Annotated in this window: 11 protein-coding genes; 4 read left to right on the forward strand and 7 right to left on the reverse strand. The window is 41.4% G+C overall.

Features of this window, described 5'->3' with window-relative positions; genetic code table 11:
• Window positions 1-21 precede the first annotated feature (21 nt).
• Window positions 22-621 (reverse strand): hypothetical protein, encoded by a 600-nt coding sequence (locus H6G41_RS04585; protein ID WP_190743986.1) that lies wholly within the window; start codon window positions 619-621, stop codon window positions 22-24.
• Between the two features lie 675 nt (window positions 622-1,296).
• Here H6G41_RS04585 and rpsD point away from each other — a divergent pair.
• A complete protein-coding gene (gene rpsD, locus H6G41_RS04590; RefSeq protein ID WP_190743988.1) occupies window positions 1,297-1,905 on the forward strand; it encodes a 30S ribosomal protein S4 in 609 nt (202 codons plus the stop codon).
• A gap of 59 nt (window positions 1,906-1,964) precedes the next feature.
• Here rpsD and moaA read toward each other — a convergent pair whose 3' ends face one another.
• A complete protein-coding gene (gene moaA, locus H6G41_RS04595; protein ID WP_190743990.1) occupies window positions 1,965-2,951 on the reverse strand; it encodes a GTP 3',8-cyclase MoaA in 987 nt (328 codons plus the stop codon).
• Window positions 2,952-3,246: 295 nt separating this feature from the next.
• On the opposite strand from moaA, the gene H6G41_RS04600 reads away from it, so the two are divergent.
• Window positions 3,247-4,032 carry an ABC transporter permease gene (locus tag H6G41_RS04600; protein WP_190743992.1) on the forward strand — a complete coding sequence of 262 codons (786 nt, stop codon included), beginning with the start codon at window positions 3,247-3,249 and terminating at the stop codon, window positions 4,030-4,032.
• 108 nt (window positions 4,033-4,140) lie between these two features.
• Here H6G41_RS04600 and H6G41_RS04605 read toward each other — a convergent pair whose 3' ends face one another.
• Both H6G41_RS04605 and hetF read right to left on the reverse strand, forming a co-directional pair.
• Window positions 4,141-4,935: a DUF2993 domain-containing protein gene (locus tag H6G41_RS04605; protein WP_190743994.1), complete on the reverse strand. Its 795-nt coding sequence runs from the start codon at window positions 4,933-4,935 to the stop codon at window positions 4,141-4,143.
• Window positions 4,936-5,207: 272 nt separating this feature from the next.
• Window positions 5,208-7,700: a cell division protein HetF gene (gene hetF, locus H6G41_RS04610; RefSeq protein WP_190743996.1), complete on the reverse strand. Its 2,493-nt coding sequence runs from the start codon at window positions 7,698-7,700 to the stop codon at window positions 5,208-5,210.
• A gap of 2,310 nt (window positions 7,701-10,010) precedes the next feature.
• Here hetF and H6G41_RS04615 point away from each other — a divergent pair.
• Window positions 10,011-10,334, forward strand: coding sequence for a thioredoxin family protein (locus tag H6G41_RS04615; RefSeq protein WP_190547382.1), 324 nt, complete (start codon window positions 10,011-10,013; stop codon window positions 10,332-10,334).
• Here the strand turns inward: H6G41_RS04615 and H6G41_RS04620 are convergent.
• Together H6G41_RS04620 and H6G41_RS04625 are read right to left on the reverse strand one after the other, a co-directional pair.
• Window positions 10,321-10,554 carry a hypothetical protein gene (locus H6G41_RS04620; protein ID WP_190743998.1) on the reverse strand — a complete coding sequence of 78 codons (234 nt, stop codon included), beginning with the start codon at window positions 10,552-10,554 and terminating at the stop codon, window positions 10,321-10,323. The genes H6G41_RS04615 and H6G41_RS04620 overlap by 14 nt on opposite strands.
• A gap of 79 nt (window positions 10,555-10,633) precedes the next feature.
• Complete coding sequence (locus H6G41_RS04625; RefSeq protein ID WP_190743999.1) at window positions 10,634-12,487, reverse strand: S8 family peptidase; 1,854 nt, start codon at window positions 12,485-12,487, stop codon at window positions 10,634-10,636.
• 109 nt (window positions 12,488-12,596) lie between these two features.
• On the opposite strand from H6G41_RS04625, the gene H6G41_RS04630 reads away from it, so the two are divergent.
• Window positions 12,597-13,004, forward strand: a complete 408-nt coding sequence (locus tag H6G41_RS04630) for a hypothetical protein (protein WP_190744001.1) — start codon at window positions 12,597-12,599, stop codon at window positions 13,002-13,004.
• Window positions 13,005-13,088: 84 nt separating this feature from the next.
• Here the strand turns inward: H6G41_RS04630 and H6G41_RS04635 are convergent, their stop codons facing one another.
• Window positions 13,089-15,317, reverse strand: coding sequence for a PAS domain S-box protein (locus tag H6G41_RS04635; protein WP_190744003.1), 2,229 nt, complete (start codon window positions 15,315-15,317; stop codon window positions 13,089-13,091).
• Between the last annotated feature and the right edge of the window lie 57 nt (window positions 15,318-15,374).

Here is a 15,374-nt window from a genome sequence, read left to right on the forward strand (position 1 = left end):
TCTAGATGGGAGCCTTAATTGCTACCTAGCTGCTGGAGCCGGTTCCACATTAGGAAGAGGTTCTGTAGCTCTAGGAACTTGCGGAATCACTACAGATGTAGAAGTACTAACGGTATCGCTACCACTAATACAAGTATTTAATGCCTGATTCAGCACTAATTTAAATTCACTCCGCAAGCCAACCACACACTGACCAAAGCGGACGGGTAACAAGCTCCGACCGCAGTAATTGAGAATCTCTAGGTTAGGTGCTTCCTGAGTGGGAATGCGACTAATACCAACTACACAGCTTGCTAACTCCTCAGGGCGTCGTACCTGCCTACAGGTATTGAGAGCGTCAACAGCATTAATTTTTGTCTGCCTGCTAATGGAAACTACGCAGGAAGACAAATCTCGCGGACGTAGCGCGCCAGCACAAGCTTGTGATGCAGCATCCGCATTGACGTTGACGCGCAATAGCTGACCAGCACAAGCGCGGAAATCATTGTTACTATAGGAAGCATTGATAGCCATAGCGGGAACCATCGTTGCCATCCATCCGGCGATCGCTAAAACTGGTGCTGTCACCTTGACTGTTTTAGCAGACAAAATTTTATAGTCAGAACCGCCTTTTCTGCTCATCGATTTTTACTCCTTAAGATTCCCATTCTCCAAACACCCAAGGCTATGCTAACTCAATCAGCGCGATCGCTCCTGTAGTTCTGGGTAATTTTCGCAGCATTTTCGAGCATAACTCAGTAACATAAAATTCTACAAGGGGCGCGGGGCATTTGTGATTTTTCCGCCTCATTACGTCTTTTTGCCAATCAGCTTTTTTCGCCTAAACAGTACTAGATTTAGGGATCGAACCTCTGGCAAGAGGATTTCTCTTGATTCAATGTGCTAATATATTTTGATCGAAGATAAGTAGGCAACATAAAAAGTATTTCTTGTAGGAAATACTACGTGAATCAATCTAGTGATTGAGTAGTCTACGAAACTAGCAAACAAAAAACAATGGGTCTGAGTACCCAGGGGCACTGGGGAGTTTAAGCTTGGAAACTAGTGCTTTAGGAAAGTATCGCTTTGCTTGCTAAAGTGGAAGCGATTACTGTCGGTTGTACCGAACTCAAGCAACTGGTGCAGAAAATACTTTGATTCTGGTGGAATTGATTCTGCTAGAGGAAAGATTTTCATCAAACCACGAATTCCCCGACTTAACGAAACAAATCAGCGATCGCTTTATTTGTTTCGTTGGGGAAGTGTCAAAATAAAATGTCTGGGTAAAGTTGAAACAGGATTAGATTAAGGAAACACATGTCCCGATATAGAGGGCCTCGCCTCAGAATTGTACGTCGCTTAGGTGACTTACCAGGATTAACTCGTAAAAGTGCTAGACGCGCTTATCCCCCTGGTCAGCATGGTCAGAACCGCAAAAAGCGTTCTGAATATGCCATCCGTCTAGAAGAAAAACAAAAGCTGCGCTTAAACTACGGTTTGACCGAAAAGCAATTGTTACGCTATGTACGCAAAGCCAGACGTGTTACTGGCTCTACCGGACAAGTGTTATTACAACTGCTAGAAATGCGCTTAGATAATACCGTTTTTCGCTTGGGTTTAGCTCCAACTATTCCCGCAGCGCGTCAGTTGGTAAATCACGGTCATATCACTGTCAATGGACGTGTAGTTAATATTGCTAGCTATCAGTGCCGTGCTGGCGAAGAAATTGCTGTCAGAAATAAAGAAGCATCCCGAAAGTTGGTAGAAACCAACCTCCAATATCCTGGCTTAGCCAACCTTCCCAGTCATCTGGAGTTTGATAAAACCAAACTGGTTGGTAAAGTTAACGGTGTTATTGAAAGAGAATGGGTGGCGCTACAGGTTAACGAACTGCTGGTTGTGGAATACTACTCCCGCCAAGCGTAATAGTCATTTGTCTTTGGTCATTTGTCCTGAGTTATTTGCAAAGGACAAATGACTATTGACTAGCCGCCAATTTGTGACATAGTACGAGTATAAGTACCCACAGCGCCTGATTCCCGCTGTTTAAAGTTAATTTCAGGCTTAATTCCTAATAATTGTCTGACTTGCTCTTGTAATTGTGCGGTGCTAATACCAGCCCGGAGAGCAGTTTTTAAATCAATTTGACCAGTTTCATTTAACAAACAAGGACGCAGCCAACCGTCTGCACTCAAGCGCATTCGGTTACAGCGATCGCAAAAACACTCGGACATCTGACTGATGAATCCCAATGTTCCTTTCGCTCCAGGAATTTGAAACACATCAGCAGGGCCAGCCCCACGAACTTGCGATTCTGTCAAGCCCCAGCGATCGCGGATTTGTTGCCGTAATTCAGCAGAAGAAACCCATCCGCGATCGCCAAATAATTGCCAGTTCCCAATTGGCATAAACTCAATAAATCGGATATGCCAATTGCGCTCAAGAGTCAGCGCAGCTAAATTCAAGACTTCATGGTCATTTACCCCAGGAATCACCACTACATTTAGCTTCAAGGGGTCAAAACCAACACTATGAGCAGCTTGAATACCCTGCCAAACTTGCTCCCACTTTCCCCGTCCGCGATTCCCGATAATGTGGTCAAAAATTTCTGGTTCTAGGGAATCGAGGCTAATATTAATGCGCCGCAAACCAGCATCGTAGAGATTTTGGGCGATGGGGGCGAGGAGAAAGCCGTTTGTTGTCATCGACAAATCTTGGGTTTGGGGAAAAGAAGCGATCGCCCTGACTAATTCCACCACACGGGGACGAAGTAAAGGTTCCCCCCCAGTCAAACGAAATCGGGTAAAACCCACAGGGATAAATACCTCTTGAATCAGAGTCAGGAGTTCTACATCAGTTAAAAGTTGCTGCTGGAGAATATAGTCTATTTCTGCACCTTCCGGCATACAGTACTGACACCGGAAATTGCAGCGGTCGATTAAGCTAATTCTGAGGTAATCTACCTGGTTCATTGTTACTGTGTTTATTTCTATTCTATTTCTGTAAGTAAGATGCAACTCGAACTTAAGCTTTCATCTGCTGATTCTCTATTGTCAAAATAGAATCTCATTAACTTTCACCTATATCCAAAAATATCCACAAGCAACTAGAATGGGTTATTCTTTTAACGTCCTCAGCAATTTGTAGATGATTTTGTTAATTGATTGCCTTAAATGCATACAGTCAATATCTCTCCCTCAATCGCCTACATTCAGCAAATTTTTCAGTAATAGCGCACTTTGAACAATCATTTTGAGGGATGAAAAGATGGTATTAAAAGTACAAACTAGAAAAAATATCCAGCAGTTTTCGGTTTCGCGCTGTTTTTCCGTTATGTTTCTATTGGGACAAGTCTTATTACGTTTACTCCAAGGAAAAACTTATCACCATAAGATTATCGAACATATGGTGACTGCTGGCCCGGCTTCACTTTCTCCCGTGCTTTTAGTCAGTGGCTTTGCTGGGATGATTTTTACTATTCAAACAGCCAGAGAACTAGTACAATTTGGCGCATTAAATGCTGTAGGTGGTGCATTTGCCTTAGCCTTTTGTCGAGAATTGGCTCCCATACTGTCTGCTAGTATTATTGCCGGTCAAGTGGGTTCAGCATTTGCCGCGGAGATAGGTGCTATGCGGGTTACAGACCAAATTGATGCACTACACATGCTCAGAACCGATCCCATTGATTATTTAGTACTGCCTAGAGTAATTGCTTGCTGCTTGATGACTCCATTATTAACAATTTTCGGTTTAGTTACAGGCATCATGGGCGGAATTTTTGCCGCGTCACAGTTTTATCAAATTACTCCAGAAGTATTTTTAGAGTCAGTTAGAAGTTTTTTAGAGCCATTAGATTTGTGGATTGTTTTGCTTAAAGGGTTTATTTTTGGAGCTATAGTTGCTGTTAATGGTTGTAGTTGGGGGCTAACCACCAGAGGTGGAGCGAAGGAAGTCGGAGAATCAGCTACAACAGCAGTTGTTACCACTTGGGTGGCAATTTTTATGATGGATTTCTTTTTGTCTTTAGTATTTTTTGAAAAGCCAAATCTTTAAAATAATTTGTAAAGGCATGAGTTGGAAATTAAACTCCAAATCATGCCAGAGCAAAATATGATGATATGCGTGCCACTTGAGATTCTGAGTTACCTTGAAAAGATTAGTTCAAGAAGTACTAGGTATACGTTCAATCTCAGCATATCCACTGAAAATTAATTTTTGTCCTTCAGTTTCTAAGCGGTTAAGTCGCATTTTCACCCCATCAAGGTCAAAGCGATCCAAATCGACCATGTTATCTAAAATTTCTACCAGTGCTAAGCTCAAGGTGCGCGAGGTTTCTCTTTGTGCTTCTGGAACAGACTCTAGTTCCAGTTGAGGATCTTTGAAGGAAACCCGTCGCCGCCTTTCCACAGCCAAGCTGACAGTCATATTTAAGGGTACGAGTTCGCCATTATCTAAATCTGCTTTTGCCAAAATTCGTAGGCGATTTTCTGGCAAAAGTCGTACTTGAATTTCTGGAAAAGATACTGGTTTACCGCCAGATAAAGCAGTTAAAGTAGGTAAAGAAAGGTTAACTAAACGTTTTTTTACCAGTTCAGCATTAAAGGCTTGATTAATACCAACTTCTGATAAAACTACTTGAGCGATCGCTTGAGTGGGTTGTTTAAGAGTTAATTTACCACCTAAAACCGAGCTGAAATCAATAGCCACTGCATCCGTTTCAAAAGACATCTCCTCTACCGCAAATTCTCTACGGATGACTAAGCCACGTCCACTCATTTTGAAACTATCAATGCTGCCTTGCAACAGTTTGCTGGAGGGATAGCAGCGCACAAAGACTTCTACTGACTCGCTTTGGGTAAACAGGTGGCGAATCGTTTGGCTAGCGACTGTGTTGAGCATCCGCTCGCCCCAATCTGTGCCTTTAGAATCTGTTAAACCAGTAAGTCCGCCGAACATGAGGTTTTGGCTCTCTAGAAGTTCTTTGTACTTTTGTAACAAAATGTGAACAATACAGCAAGCGATCCCCGATTAATTGTGCTGATAGGTAGGAGGGAAATAACTGATGAAACGGTCAATAATGTATCTTATGATACATAAAATTGATTTAGCAATAGGGCGATCACAGAATACATAGAAATGATATTTCCTGATTAATTTACATAATCATGGAATTTGACCATAAAAATTGATGGCAGCATTAGCCAACATCAATTTTTCGGTATTTATTGTTACTGACGTTTTTCTTGAAGGAGCGATCGCCAATCGTCAATTGCCTTTTCTGTCCACAACCAATTATGACTTAATTTATCTACTTGAAAATTTATGGGATCGTCTTTAATCACCATTTGGCGTAGTTTAATTGCTTCATTAAGATATTGAGATTGTTTATTAGATGGTTGCTTATAGGCAGATTTATAAAGTCCTAAAGCCAAGCCTGCATAGGAAGTTAACGCATCCTTAGGTGTGGTTGTAGTTGTGATGGCTACTGATGTAGTACTAGCAATATTTTGTTTTCTCAAAGCTAAATTTAAAGCCTTAAACCAAGAATCATTAGCTCGATTTAAATTTTCTTCGGCGTAATAAGCAAATCCCAAAGCATTGTTATATAAAAAAGAATCAGGATCGGCTTTCACCGCACTTTCCCAATAACGCCGAGCATCATCAACACTGTATTTTTGATCTCGTTGATCTGGAAGTTGAACAGATTGCCAAGCTAAGCGTCCTTTAAGAAAATTTACAGATGGATTATTAGCTTGCTGTTTTGGCACTAGATTTAAGGCTGCTTGTGCAGGTGGAAGCACGCCACGGTTAAGTAATTCTTCCACAGCCTCTAGTCCACCTTGTAAGTCGCCTTGGCTTAATTTTTCTGTAGCAGTAGTGGTAACAATACTGGTTGTAGCTGTCTTTAAATCGATGGGAGGATAATTTTCAGTAGTAAGTGGCTGGGTAGGGATGGGGGGAATGTCAGGTAACTTAGATAATTGGTAATTTTGCCACCAAAAAAGACCGGCGACAACTGCGATCGCACTTGCTCCCAGCATCCCGACAACAGGCCAAATTTGGCGTTTTTGGCGGCGGTTTAATGAGACTTGATCTGCACCTCCCACAGCAGAGTTCTGCCAATTTCTAGCATAATTTGGCGTGGTTTCAGTAGATGCGATCGGTTCTTCTTCCCAAAAACTCGCTTCTTGTTCTGATTCATCCATCTCCTGAGGAACTTGTCGCGATCGCACGCTACTATCGTTTATCTGTTGCACGAGTTCCGCCGTCATCGGTGATTGCTCAGAGATGCCATTTTGCCGATCTAGTTGGCGAAACAAATCGGAAACCAGCGCTGAATCCTCTGCGTAGGATGGATCGTCATACTCAATTTCATCAACGAGATCGCCCCAAGTTTCTTCTCCTAACCAATCCAGCCCCGAAGATTCCCTTGCCAAACTGTTGGGGATCATCTCCTCTATTGCCAAAGGCAAATCGGGTTCATCTACAGCAGAGTACATAGCCGTAGGATTTGCTCTTAAAGGCGGATTATACTCATTCACAACTTCTGAGCTTTCCAGAATTTCCGGGCTAAGAAAACCGTCAAATTCCGGTTGCTGATAGAGAATAGGTAGCGCCCAGTACATTTGGTGAGAACCATAGGCAGAAATTAATCCCTGGCGCACTCGACTCACGCACAAATCCACAGGATATCCCTGATTCAAATTCCGGTAGAACAATTGGGTGAGTGTTAGTGCTACTTCATCAGGAATCCGCTCTGACATAGCTAATACACTACTAAGACCGCGTTTCACCAAACTTTCTGTGAGGTTACGTTCTCCTGTTTCTTCAGTATTATCCGCATTAGCACTGTATGCTCCTAAACAGGAGTTAAACACAGCCATTTGAATATTATTATTGACCAGTAAACCTGCTAGATCGTCACCAGTTAAAGTTTCTGTTAAACCAGTTCTGCCACTGACTAGATAAATTTCACCACCACTGGCACCTAAATTACTATGACCAGAGTAGTGCAGGACATGATATCGTCCTTGTTCTAGAGCCTGTGTTAATTCTTCCCTTCCTGGTTGGTTGAGCAGCGTTAATTCTATTTCCGGAACATAATTGCCACTCTCAGCAACTCTTGGTACATGTCGGTTCAGTTCCGTTTGTAGTTTGATGGCTTCATGTTTGAGTAAATCGAGACGAGCTTGATCTGTGGGAGAAGCAATCACCATCAAGACTTTGATTCCACCTTCTTCTAGTGGTTGTGGAATGTTTTTCCCTGGCAAGCGAGATGCTGGCAAAATTCCAGTTTGGTAACGAGAAAAAGCGACATAAGGCCCAGTAGCTAGAGGCCGATCCCCTGCGTGCATTACTTCCCAAGGTAGACGAGCTAACTTCGTATCTTTTAGCCCTAAGCGTAAACGCAATACCTGTTGCTGGTTCTGGGCAATACCTTGTGCTGTAATCCAACTATCCCTGAGAGTGCCTTGAAACAGTGCATTATAAAGTTGTTGACCCAAAGCTACCAGGTTGACAGAGTTTCTTGCAAACGCATCCCCCTGCAACACTGACTTCAAAGGGTCATTCATTAGATGCCCAGCAGCTGCTAACCAATCAGCTACAGGCCAAGTCACCAGTTCTTCTGCCAATGGCACCCCAGGCGCAACTTGTTCCGTGCGCACCAAGTAGTCATTTTGCCCTACTGGGGTTACGGAAATTTGAAATTCCTGGGTCACAACTTCTCCTATTCGCCTCCTAAATCAGGTTTGAAACGCGAAAGTTTCAAGTCGATTTTTCGCTTTTTCTGATACCTTAGATGCATCTTTTCACTGAGATGTTTCTGAATCCTCGTGATTTTACGTTTTTGGCTTTTATAACTTTATCCGGATTAGCTGGCATGGAAAGAGAACACTTTATTGGTAGATGCACCTTGATCTTCGACTCCCCTGGTTGGCGAATGCTAACTTGGGGATTTTTTTGGGATTTTTTGATGTTGGCAAATAGCAACAAACTCTAAAGCAGGCATGATTTCACAGGAGTGGGGTGCATAAATCCGCATCCGGTTTCTTTGTTAGCTAGCATCCACTAATTTTTGGGACACCTAACTTAAAATAAACATTTTAGTAAATTTATCCGGATTGTGGTGGTTTATCTGGGAACAATGAAATGGTAGATGCACCCTGATAACTAACTCCCCTAGTTGGCTCACGCCTTCTGGGGGTTTTTTATGCTTGGCAACCACAATAAAATTAATACACGAGAAATTTTGTCCGGATGATGGCAGTTATCTGGAGAACAATGAAATGGTAGATGCACCCTGATAACTAACTCCCCTAGTCGGCTCCAACCTTCTGGGGGATTTTTTTAGTTTGACACAACCAATAGTTCTGATTGTGACAATTTCATCCGGAGCTTACTTATTTCTTTGAGAAAAATAAAATGGTAGATGCACCCTGATAACTAATTCCCCTAGTCGGCTCCAACCTTCTAGGGGATTTTTTAGTTTGACACAACCAATAGTTATGATTGTGGCCATTTCATCCGGAGCTTACTTATTTTTTTGAGAAAAATAAAATGGTAGATGCACCCTGATAACTAACTCCCCTAGTCGGCTCCAACCTTCTGGGGGATTTTTTAATTTGACACAACCAATAGTTATGATTGTGGCCATTCCATCCGGAGCTTACTTATTTCTTTAAGAAAAATAAAATGGTAGATGCACCCTGATAATTAACTCCCCTAGCTGGTTAGTACCCATTAGGGGATTTTTTTATTGTTACTAGTAATACACATTTATGAAAATCTTTCCGGATTGTAGTAGTTGCACTGAGAAGAATTAAGAGGTAGATGCACCCTGATAATCCACTCCCCTAGTTGACTCAAACCCACTGGGGGTTTTATTTTGCTTATTCACTAGTTTCACAGGCTGTATCGTTATTTTATTCCGGATTGTAGTAGTTGCACTGAGAAGAATTAAGAGGTAGATGCACCCTGATAATTAACTCCCCTAGTCGGCTCAAACCCATTAGGGGTTTTATTTTGATTATTCAATAATTACTTATTGGTGTCTATTTTCTCCGGATTCTATCTCAAAGTTAAGAATATATAAGCTAGTAGATGCACCCTGATAACTAACTCCCCTCATTGGCTGCCACCATTGGGGGGTTTTTTCTGGTAGATCCCTAGCTACTCCCTTTGTGACAATTTTATCCGGATTGGATAGGTTTATCGAGAAGAAGTAATTGGTAGATGCACCCTGATAACTAACTCCTCTAGTAAGTTTGTACTTTCTAGAGGTTTTTTATTGTTAAAAAACCGCAAAATCCTTTATCAAGATTTATCCGGAGGATTGCGCCTAACTGAAGAACAGTGAAATGGTAGATGCACACTGATAACTAACTCCCCTAGTCGGCTCATACCTACTGGGGATTTTTTGAGGAGATAGTTCGCTTTTAGCTGCCCATTATTTAGATAGTGAGGGCAATAATATAGCACAATAACTGCGCTTTTATCTTTCTTGCCACTGCCCAACTAAATACTTAATTTTTTCCAGCTTTAGTGCCAGTTGCGCGTTCTCTTACCTGGTGTTAACTGTCAAGTGAATCTATTTTATCATTGTTTTTGCTAGCTCTTGATGTCAATTCTTGACTAAATTTTTCACCTTTTATTGGCTAGAAGGTTGATGCAATAGATATTCCATTAAATATAGGGTGCAAAATTTTTAATTATTTTTTTAGAATTTTGCCTTTTGAACTCACCTGACATAGCTGGGCTTACCGTTGGAATCAACTTCCAGTTTAATCAGACGTTCCCTTGTTAGGTATGTTCCACTTTTAATAAAGGGTAGTAAATCCACTATCAGTCTTACACAACTTTCTCGGACTGGCAACTTTTATCTTCTTAAATTTGTGAGGATTTGCGGACTTTAGTCCAAAAATTACAATAATCTACTAGTAGGCTGAGTCTTCACTGCTACAGTAAGATGCTAATCTTGAATGTTTTATACTGGAGTTGCTTGCTTATATCTTCAAGAGTCTCAAAGTCAGATGAATTTAGCGGTAATTAAATTTTCCTCAGAAGAATGTGGTATTTGTCACAAAATGTCTTTCTATGACAAAAAAGTCGCTGAGGAGTTGAATTTGCAATTTATTGATGTCAAGATGCAGGATACAGCTACTTACCGCAAGTATCGCAAGATTTTATTAACTCAGTATCCTGATAAATCAGAAATGGGATGGCCTACTTACATTGTTTGTGATTCTCCCGAAGGAGAGTTTCAAATCATCGGTGAGGTGAAAGGAGGTCATCCCAAAGGGGAATTTAGAAGTCGTTTACAAGAAGTACTCAATTCCACAGCTAGTCAGAATTAATTACCTCAAAGGATTTTACTTCCAGGACAGGGCCAATCATGGCGGCCGTCATGATATCGTCACGCACCTTTCCTGTAACTTTGGCTATTTGTCCTGACTTGAGTAGCTTTTTGTCTGTACTTCTAGGTAATTCATAGGTTACGCCATCATCGGTAACTAAGGCCCATGCGCCAGTACCAATATCACGGTGTTGGATTGTGCCTGTAACTGTAGTACTCATAAAATTGCTGAATGTTGAGAGAATAAAAACATGAGGGAGAGTAATATTTTGAATTACTCTCCCTGCATTCCCTCTTAAGTTAAGCTACTTGCCTTTCATTTTTCAACGATAACTGCGCTAATCCATAACAGAGTAGGGCATTAGCAATCAGAAATATTCTTGCTAAGTAACTACTTCCCAATCCCCAAACTGTAGGGTCGTAAACTGCACTGATGGTTAAACATGCAGCTACACCTAAAGTTGAACCAATTGCAAACCATTTACCGCTAGGATGTCCCAACAATAAGGCGATAAGCACAAAGGGAATTAAAACGCTAGCAAATAAGGGATTTAAAGCATCGGTTCCTTGAATAGCATTACCTAATTCAGGAATCGAACTGCCTAACAGGCGGAACGGCCATTGAGGCAGGTCGAAGATATAAAATCCTTTGAGGAAGAATAATCCAGAACTGCCAAAAATTAAACCACTTGATAATGACCAACTCCAGGAGAAGGGAAAGTAAACTCGTAAAAACCAAGCTAATAGATAGGAACCAAGTACCATCAAAATCTTGGGTAGGAGTGCAACAGCACCGCCATCAATCCAAAAGCCGGGGTTAAGATAGCCGTTATCCCGCAACCAACGGAAGAAATCGGAGAAACTAATTTGACCTTCAGTAGCGAGTTTAACTGCGGCGTCAGCATTGAGTTGTCCAGCGCCGTAATAATTTAAACCATCATCTTGGATAACTCTTGATGACTGTTTGAGGATTTGCAAAATCTCATCGGGATTCTGAATACCTTTAGCTTTGATAAGTGCAGCTACACCAGCTACATGGGGAGATGCCATACTTGTTCCTTGGAAACCAAGAAACACGCCTTCGCCATTTTCGTTGATTGTCTCTTGGAGAATCTTCCCTGCATCACTACCACCAGGGGCGGAGATATCTACCCCTGCACCAAAGTTAGAATAGGGGGCTTTTTCACCATCGGGGCCATATGCTGAAACGCCGATAACATGGGGATAACGGGCGGGATAGCTGGCTCCGTTTGCATTTTCGTTACCAGCTGCGGCGATAATGACAACGCCTTTGTTGTGGGCGTAGTCAATGGCTTGTTTCATTAACTGACTTTCACCGCCACCACCCAAGCTCATATTAATGACATCTGCGCCTTTATCAGCAGCAAACTTAATTGCTTCGGCAATATCGGCTACTGTACCACCACCATAATCATTAAGTACCTTTAAAGGCATGAGATTGGCTTCGTAGGCAATACCAGCTACACCATATTTGTTGTTAGTGGCTTGAGCAATGGTACCTGCTACATGGGTACCATGTCCGTTATCGTCTTTGGCGTCTTCTCTATCGTTGACGAAATCGTAACCTTTGACAAATTTTGTCTCATACAAGTCGCGGACGCGAGTAATACCTGTGTCGATAACGGCGACTGTAACACCACTACCTTTAGTTTGATTCCACGCCGCTTCAATACCAATTTGGTGCAAGTTCCACTGCTTGCTGTAATACTGGTCATTAGGGCCAGTTAAGGCAGGACTAACATCGTCTTCCTCTTCGTTGGGTTTTAAAAATTCGCCCAAGAAAGCAGCTTCACCCGGTTGGGGAATCTTTTTGTAAATATAATTTGGCTCGATAAATTCTGTAGCCGATTTGAATTGAGATTTTTGCAGTTCTTTCAGCCGTTGGCGATCGCCTTTGATAATATACACATTATCTTTTGCTGAAAATTTATTATCCAATTGGGGTGTAACCTGGTATTGTTGAGCGATCGCTTGCAGATCTTTCTCTACTACCTCTTTAGGTATATCTTCGCGAAAATCTAGCAAAATCGTCTCAAACTCGCCTTTAGCTGCTAGTCCCTGAAAATTGAGAAACCCAAATACAGCAGCTACCAACCCAATGACAAACAAGCAAAATAATATAAGCCTTCTCATATAAACTCATCACCGCTTTTTGCCAGTTGCTCACTAACATAACTTATCTCTGGCTCGGATTGGTGTATTTTGCACGTAAGTTAAAATTTGTACTCAGGATTTTTCAACAATGGAACGCGGTCTTTTGTGGTTACCCTTATTATTCATGTTTTTCTGGTTGGCTTGGCAAGGCTCAAAAGAGTATCAAAAAGTTGAGGCTTACCGCGCTTGGGCAGAGCAATTTGAACGAGCTAAATATGATATTTATGCCGTATTAGGTCAAAAGGGTCAGGATATAACTTGGGGAAAACCAACACCGAAAGGGCCGATTAAACTGGAAACTTTTTCTTTAATTGATGTACAAAAAATCCAACTTTTAGTGGATGACAAAATCGTAGAGATAGACAATCCACCAGAGAAAGGTCGTCAAATTGAGTTGGAATTTATTTTTGTAGAAAAACCTCAATCAGTGCGCGTTCCGTTTACAGAAATTCCTTTAGCTGCGGAATGGGGAAAGTTTTTACAAGGGGTATTGTAAATTGGGCATGGGGCATTGGGCATTGGGCATATGAAGGAGGAAAAATAACAAATGACAATTGTACAGACAAGGGTTATCGCGTCTCTATTGACCATTGACTATTGACTGTTCAATCGGAATTTCAATGACGAACTCAGCACCTTGTCCTGGTGATGAGATGCATTTGATTGAGCCGCTGTGACGCTCGGTGATAATTTGGTAACTAATAGATAGACCCATACCTGTACCTTTACCTACAGGCTTGGTTGTATAGAAGGGGTCAAATAACCGATTTAGTACTTGTTCTGTGATTCCAGGGCCGTTGTCAGCAATTCGGATAGTAATATGTTGAGCGTTGGTTTTCTCTGTACAAATGCGGATGGTAAGACAATCACAATCTAACTTTTGTGACTCATAACTTTCTTCGAGAGCATCGATAGCATTAGCTAAGATGTTCATAAATACTTGGTTTAGTTGTCCAGCGTAGCACTGAATTAAAGGTAAATCGCTGTAGTCTTTGATTACTTGAATGGTGGGGCGGTTAGGTTTGGCTTTTAAACGGTAATCTAAAATCATTAAGGTACTATCTATACCTTCATGAATATCCGCAAATTTTAAATCGGCTTCATCAAAACGGGAGAAGGTACGTAAAGAAGCGACAATTTTACGGATACGGTCAGCACCAACTTTCATAGATAACAGGAGGTGTGGTAAGTCTTGCAAGAGGAAATCGAGGTCAATGGCTTCAGCTTCGTCTTGAATTTCTAATGGAGGATTGGGATAGTGTTTTTGGTAAAGTTTGAGGAAATTTAATAGGTCATGAGTATAATTGTCAGCGTGGCCTAGGTTACCGTAAATAAAATTCACTGGATTATTAATTTCATGGGCAACTCCAGCTACTAGTTGACCAATAGAAGACATTTTTTCACTTTGGATCAGCTGAGACTGGATGCGTTGATATTCCTGGAGTGTTTGCTCTAATTCAGAGGTTCGCTGTTTAAGTTGAGTTTGCGATCGCACTAAATCTGCTTCTGTAATTTTTCTCTCAGTAATATCTCGCATATTACCCTGAAAACCTACTACTTTACTAGCAGCATTTTTTATCGGTGAAGCGTTAAAAACAATCCAGCAATCACTACCATCTGCACGTTTAACTCTCACTTCTATTCCAGGTTGCTTTTTACCAATTTCGAGAATTTTTTGCAGAATTGTTTCATAATTGGTGATATATTCAGGATTAATTATCGAAGCAAACGATTTGTCGATAAATTCTGAGATTTCATAGCCAAACATCTCAGTGAAGCTAGGGGAAAGGTAAGTAAACTGACCAGACAAAGATAAAGTATAAATTACATCATCTAAATTTTCGACTAAACTGCGAAACATGGCTTCACTTTGTGCGGGGAAAATAGTTGTTGGTGCTTCTGTGAATGCTGTTTTGCGATTAGTGATATCAATCAATAATCCATCCCAAAGAATTTTACCTGTTGATTGTACCTCTGGCTGGGAAAGACCTTGTACCCACTTCCACTGACCGCAACTAGATAAAATCCTTCCTTCCCAATGCCAAGTTTGTAATGTTTGGGCAGAAATAGCGATAGAGTCTAAAAAAGATTGGCGATCGCTAGGATGGACTGCTTCTGTAAATAATTGGCGATTTTGTTGTGCGGCTTCTGGTTCTATGCCATAAATTTCTTGACAACCAGAAAATACATTAACAAAAGCAGCGCCATCTGGTTCCAGTTGAAACTGGTAAAACATACCAGGTATATTTGCAATTAGCTGTTTATAATCTCCCTTAGAGGAACCTTTAGTATCTACTGTTACTGAAGGGGAGCTAACATTTTCTACTATTGATAATAAACCAATCAAGTTGCCATGCAAATCAGTCAAAGGAGTGTGGTACCACTTACAAATAATGATTCTGCCGTCCTTGGTACAATTTTGGCTGGTAGTGGGTATTAGCTGTTTTTGGCAGATGAATTGGGCGAGATATGTATTTATTGCTTGTTTAGTACTTCCAGCTATGATAATTTCTGCCGCATGTCGTCCTAGTACTTCGCGCTGACTATAGCCAAAAATTTTTTCCGCAGCAGGATTCCAATCTGTTACCTCAAAAGCCATATTCCACGAAATGACGCCTAAGGGATGGCGTTGTGTCATAAATGACAATCTGTGCCGCAATTCGGTGAGTGTTTCTCCTACGCGCTGAGAATCTATCCATAGCCGATACTGCTGTTTAACGGCACGACTGGCTGAGGCAAAAGCCTTTTCTAGCTGCTCAGTGCGTTGGCGTAAAGTTGTTAGCTCTTCGTATATTGCTTCAGTGGACATACTGGTTGGGGATTTTAGCTGTATATTTATATATCTGCCTTTACAATACTTTTTGCG

Origin of the sequence: Tolypothrix sp. FACHB-123, assembly GCF_014697075.1 — a bacterium.
Taxonomy (GTDB): domain Bacteria; phylum Cyanobacteriota; class Cyanobacteriia; order Cyanobacteriales; family Nostocaceae; genus Aulosira.

Coding starts and splice junctions, on each gene's coding strand:
- H6G41_RS04635 (WP_190744003.1), bottom strand. CDS start 15,317: ATGTCCACTGAAGCAATATACGAAGAGCTAACAACTTTACGCCAACGC.
- H6G41_RS04585 (WP_190743986.1), bottom strand. CDS start 621: ATGAGCAGAAAAGGCGGTTCTGACTATAAAATTTTGTCTGCTAAAACA.
- moaA (WP_190743990.1), bottom strand. CDS start 2,951: ATGAACCAGGTAGATTACCTCAGAATTAGCTTAATCGACCGCTGCAAT.
- H6G41_RS04605 (WP_190743994.1), bottom strand. CDS start 4,935: ATGTTCGGCGGACTTACTGGTTTAACAGATTCTAAAGGCACAGATTGG.
- rpsD (WP_190743988.1), top strand. CDS start 1,297: ATGTCCCGATATAGAGGGCCTCGCCTCAGAATTGTACGTCGCTTAGGT.
- H6G41_RS04615 (WP_190547382.1), top strand. CDS start 10,011: ATGAATTTAGCGGTAATTAAATTTTCCTCAGAAGAATGTGGTATTTGT.
- H6G41_RS04600 (WP_190743992.1), top strand. CDS start 3,247: ATGGTATTAAAAGTACAAACTAGAAAAAATATCCAGCAGTTTTCGGTT.
- H6G41_RS04620 (WP_190743998.1), bottom strand. CDS start 10,554: ATGAGTACTACAGTTACAGGCACAATCCAACACCGTGATATTGGTACT.
- H6G41_RS04630 (WP_190744001.1), top strand. CDS start 12,597: ATGGAACGCGGTCTTTTGTGGTTACCCTTATTATTCATGTTTTTCTGG.
- H6G41_RS04625 (WP_190743999.1), bottom strand. CDS start 12,487: ATGAGAAGGCTTATATTATTTTGCTTGTTTGTCATTGGGTTGGTAGCT.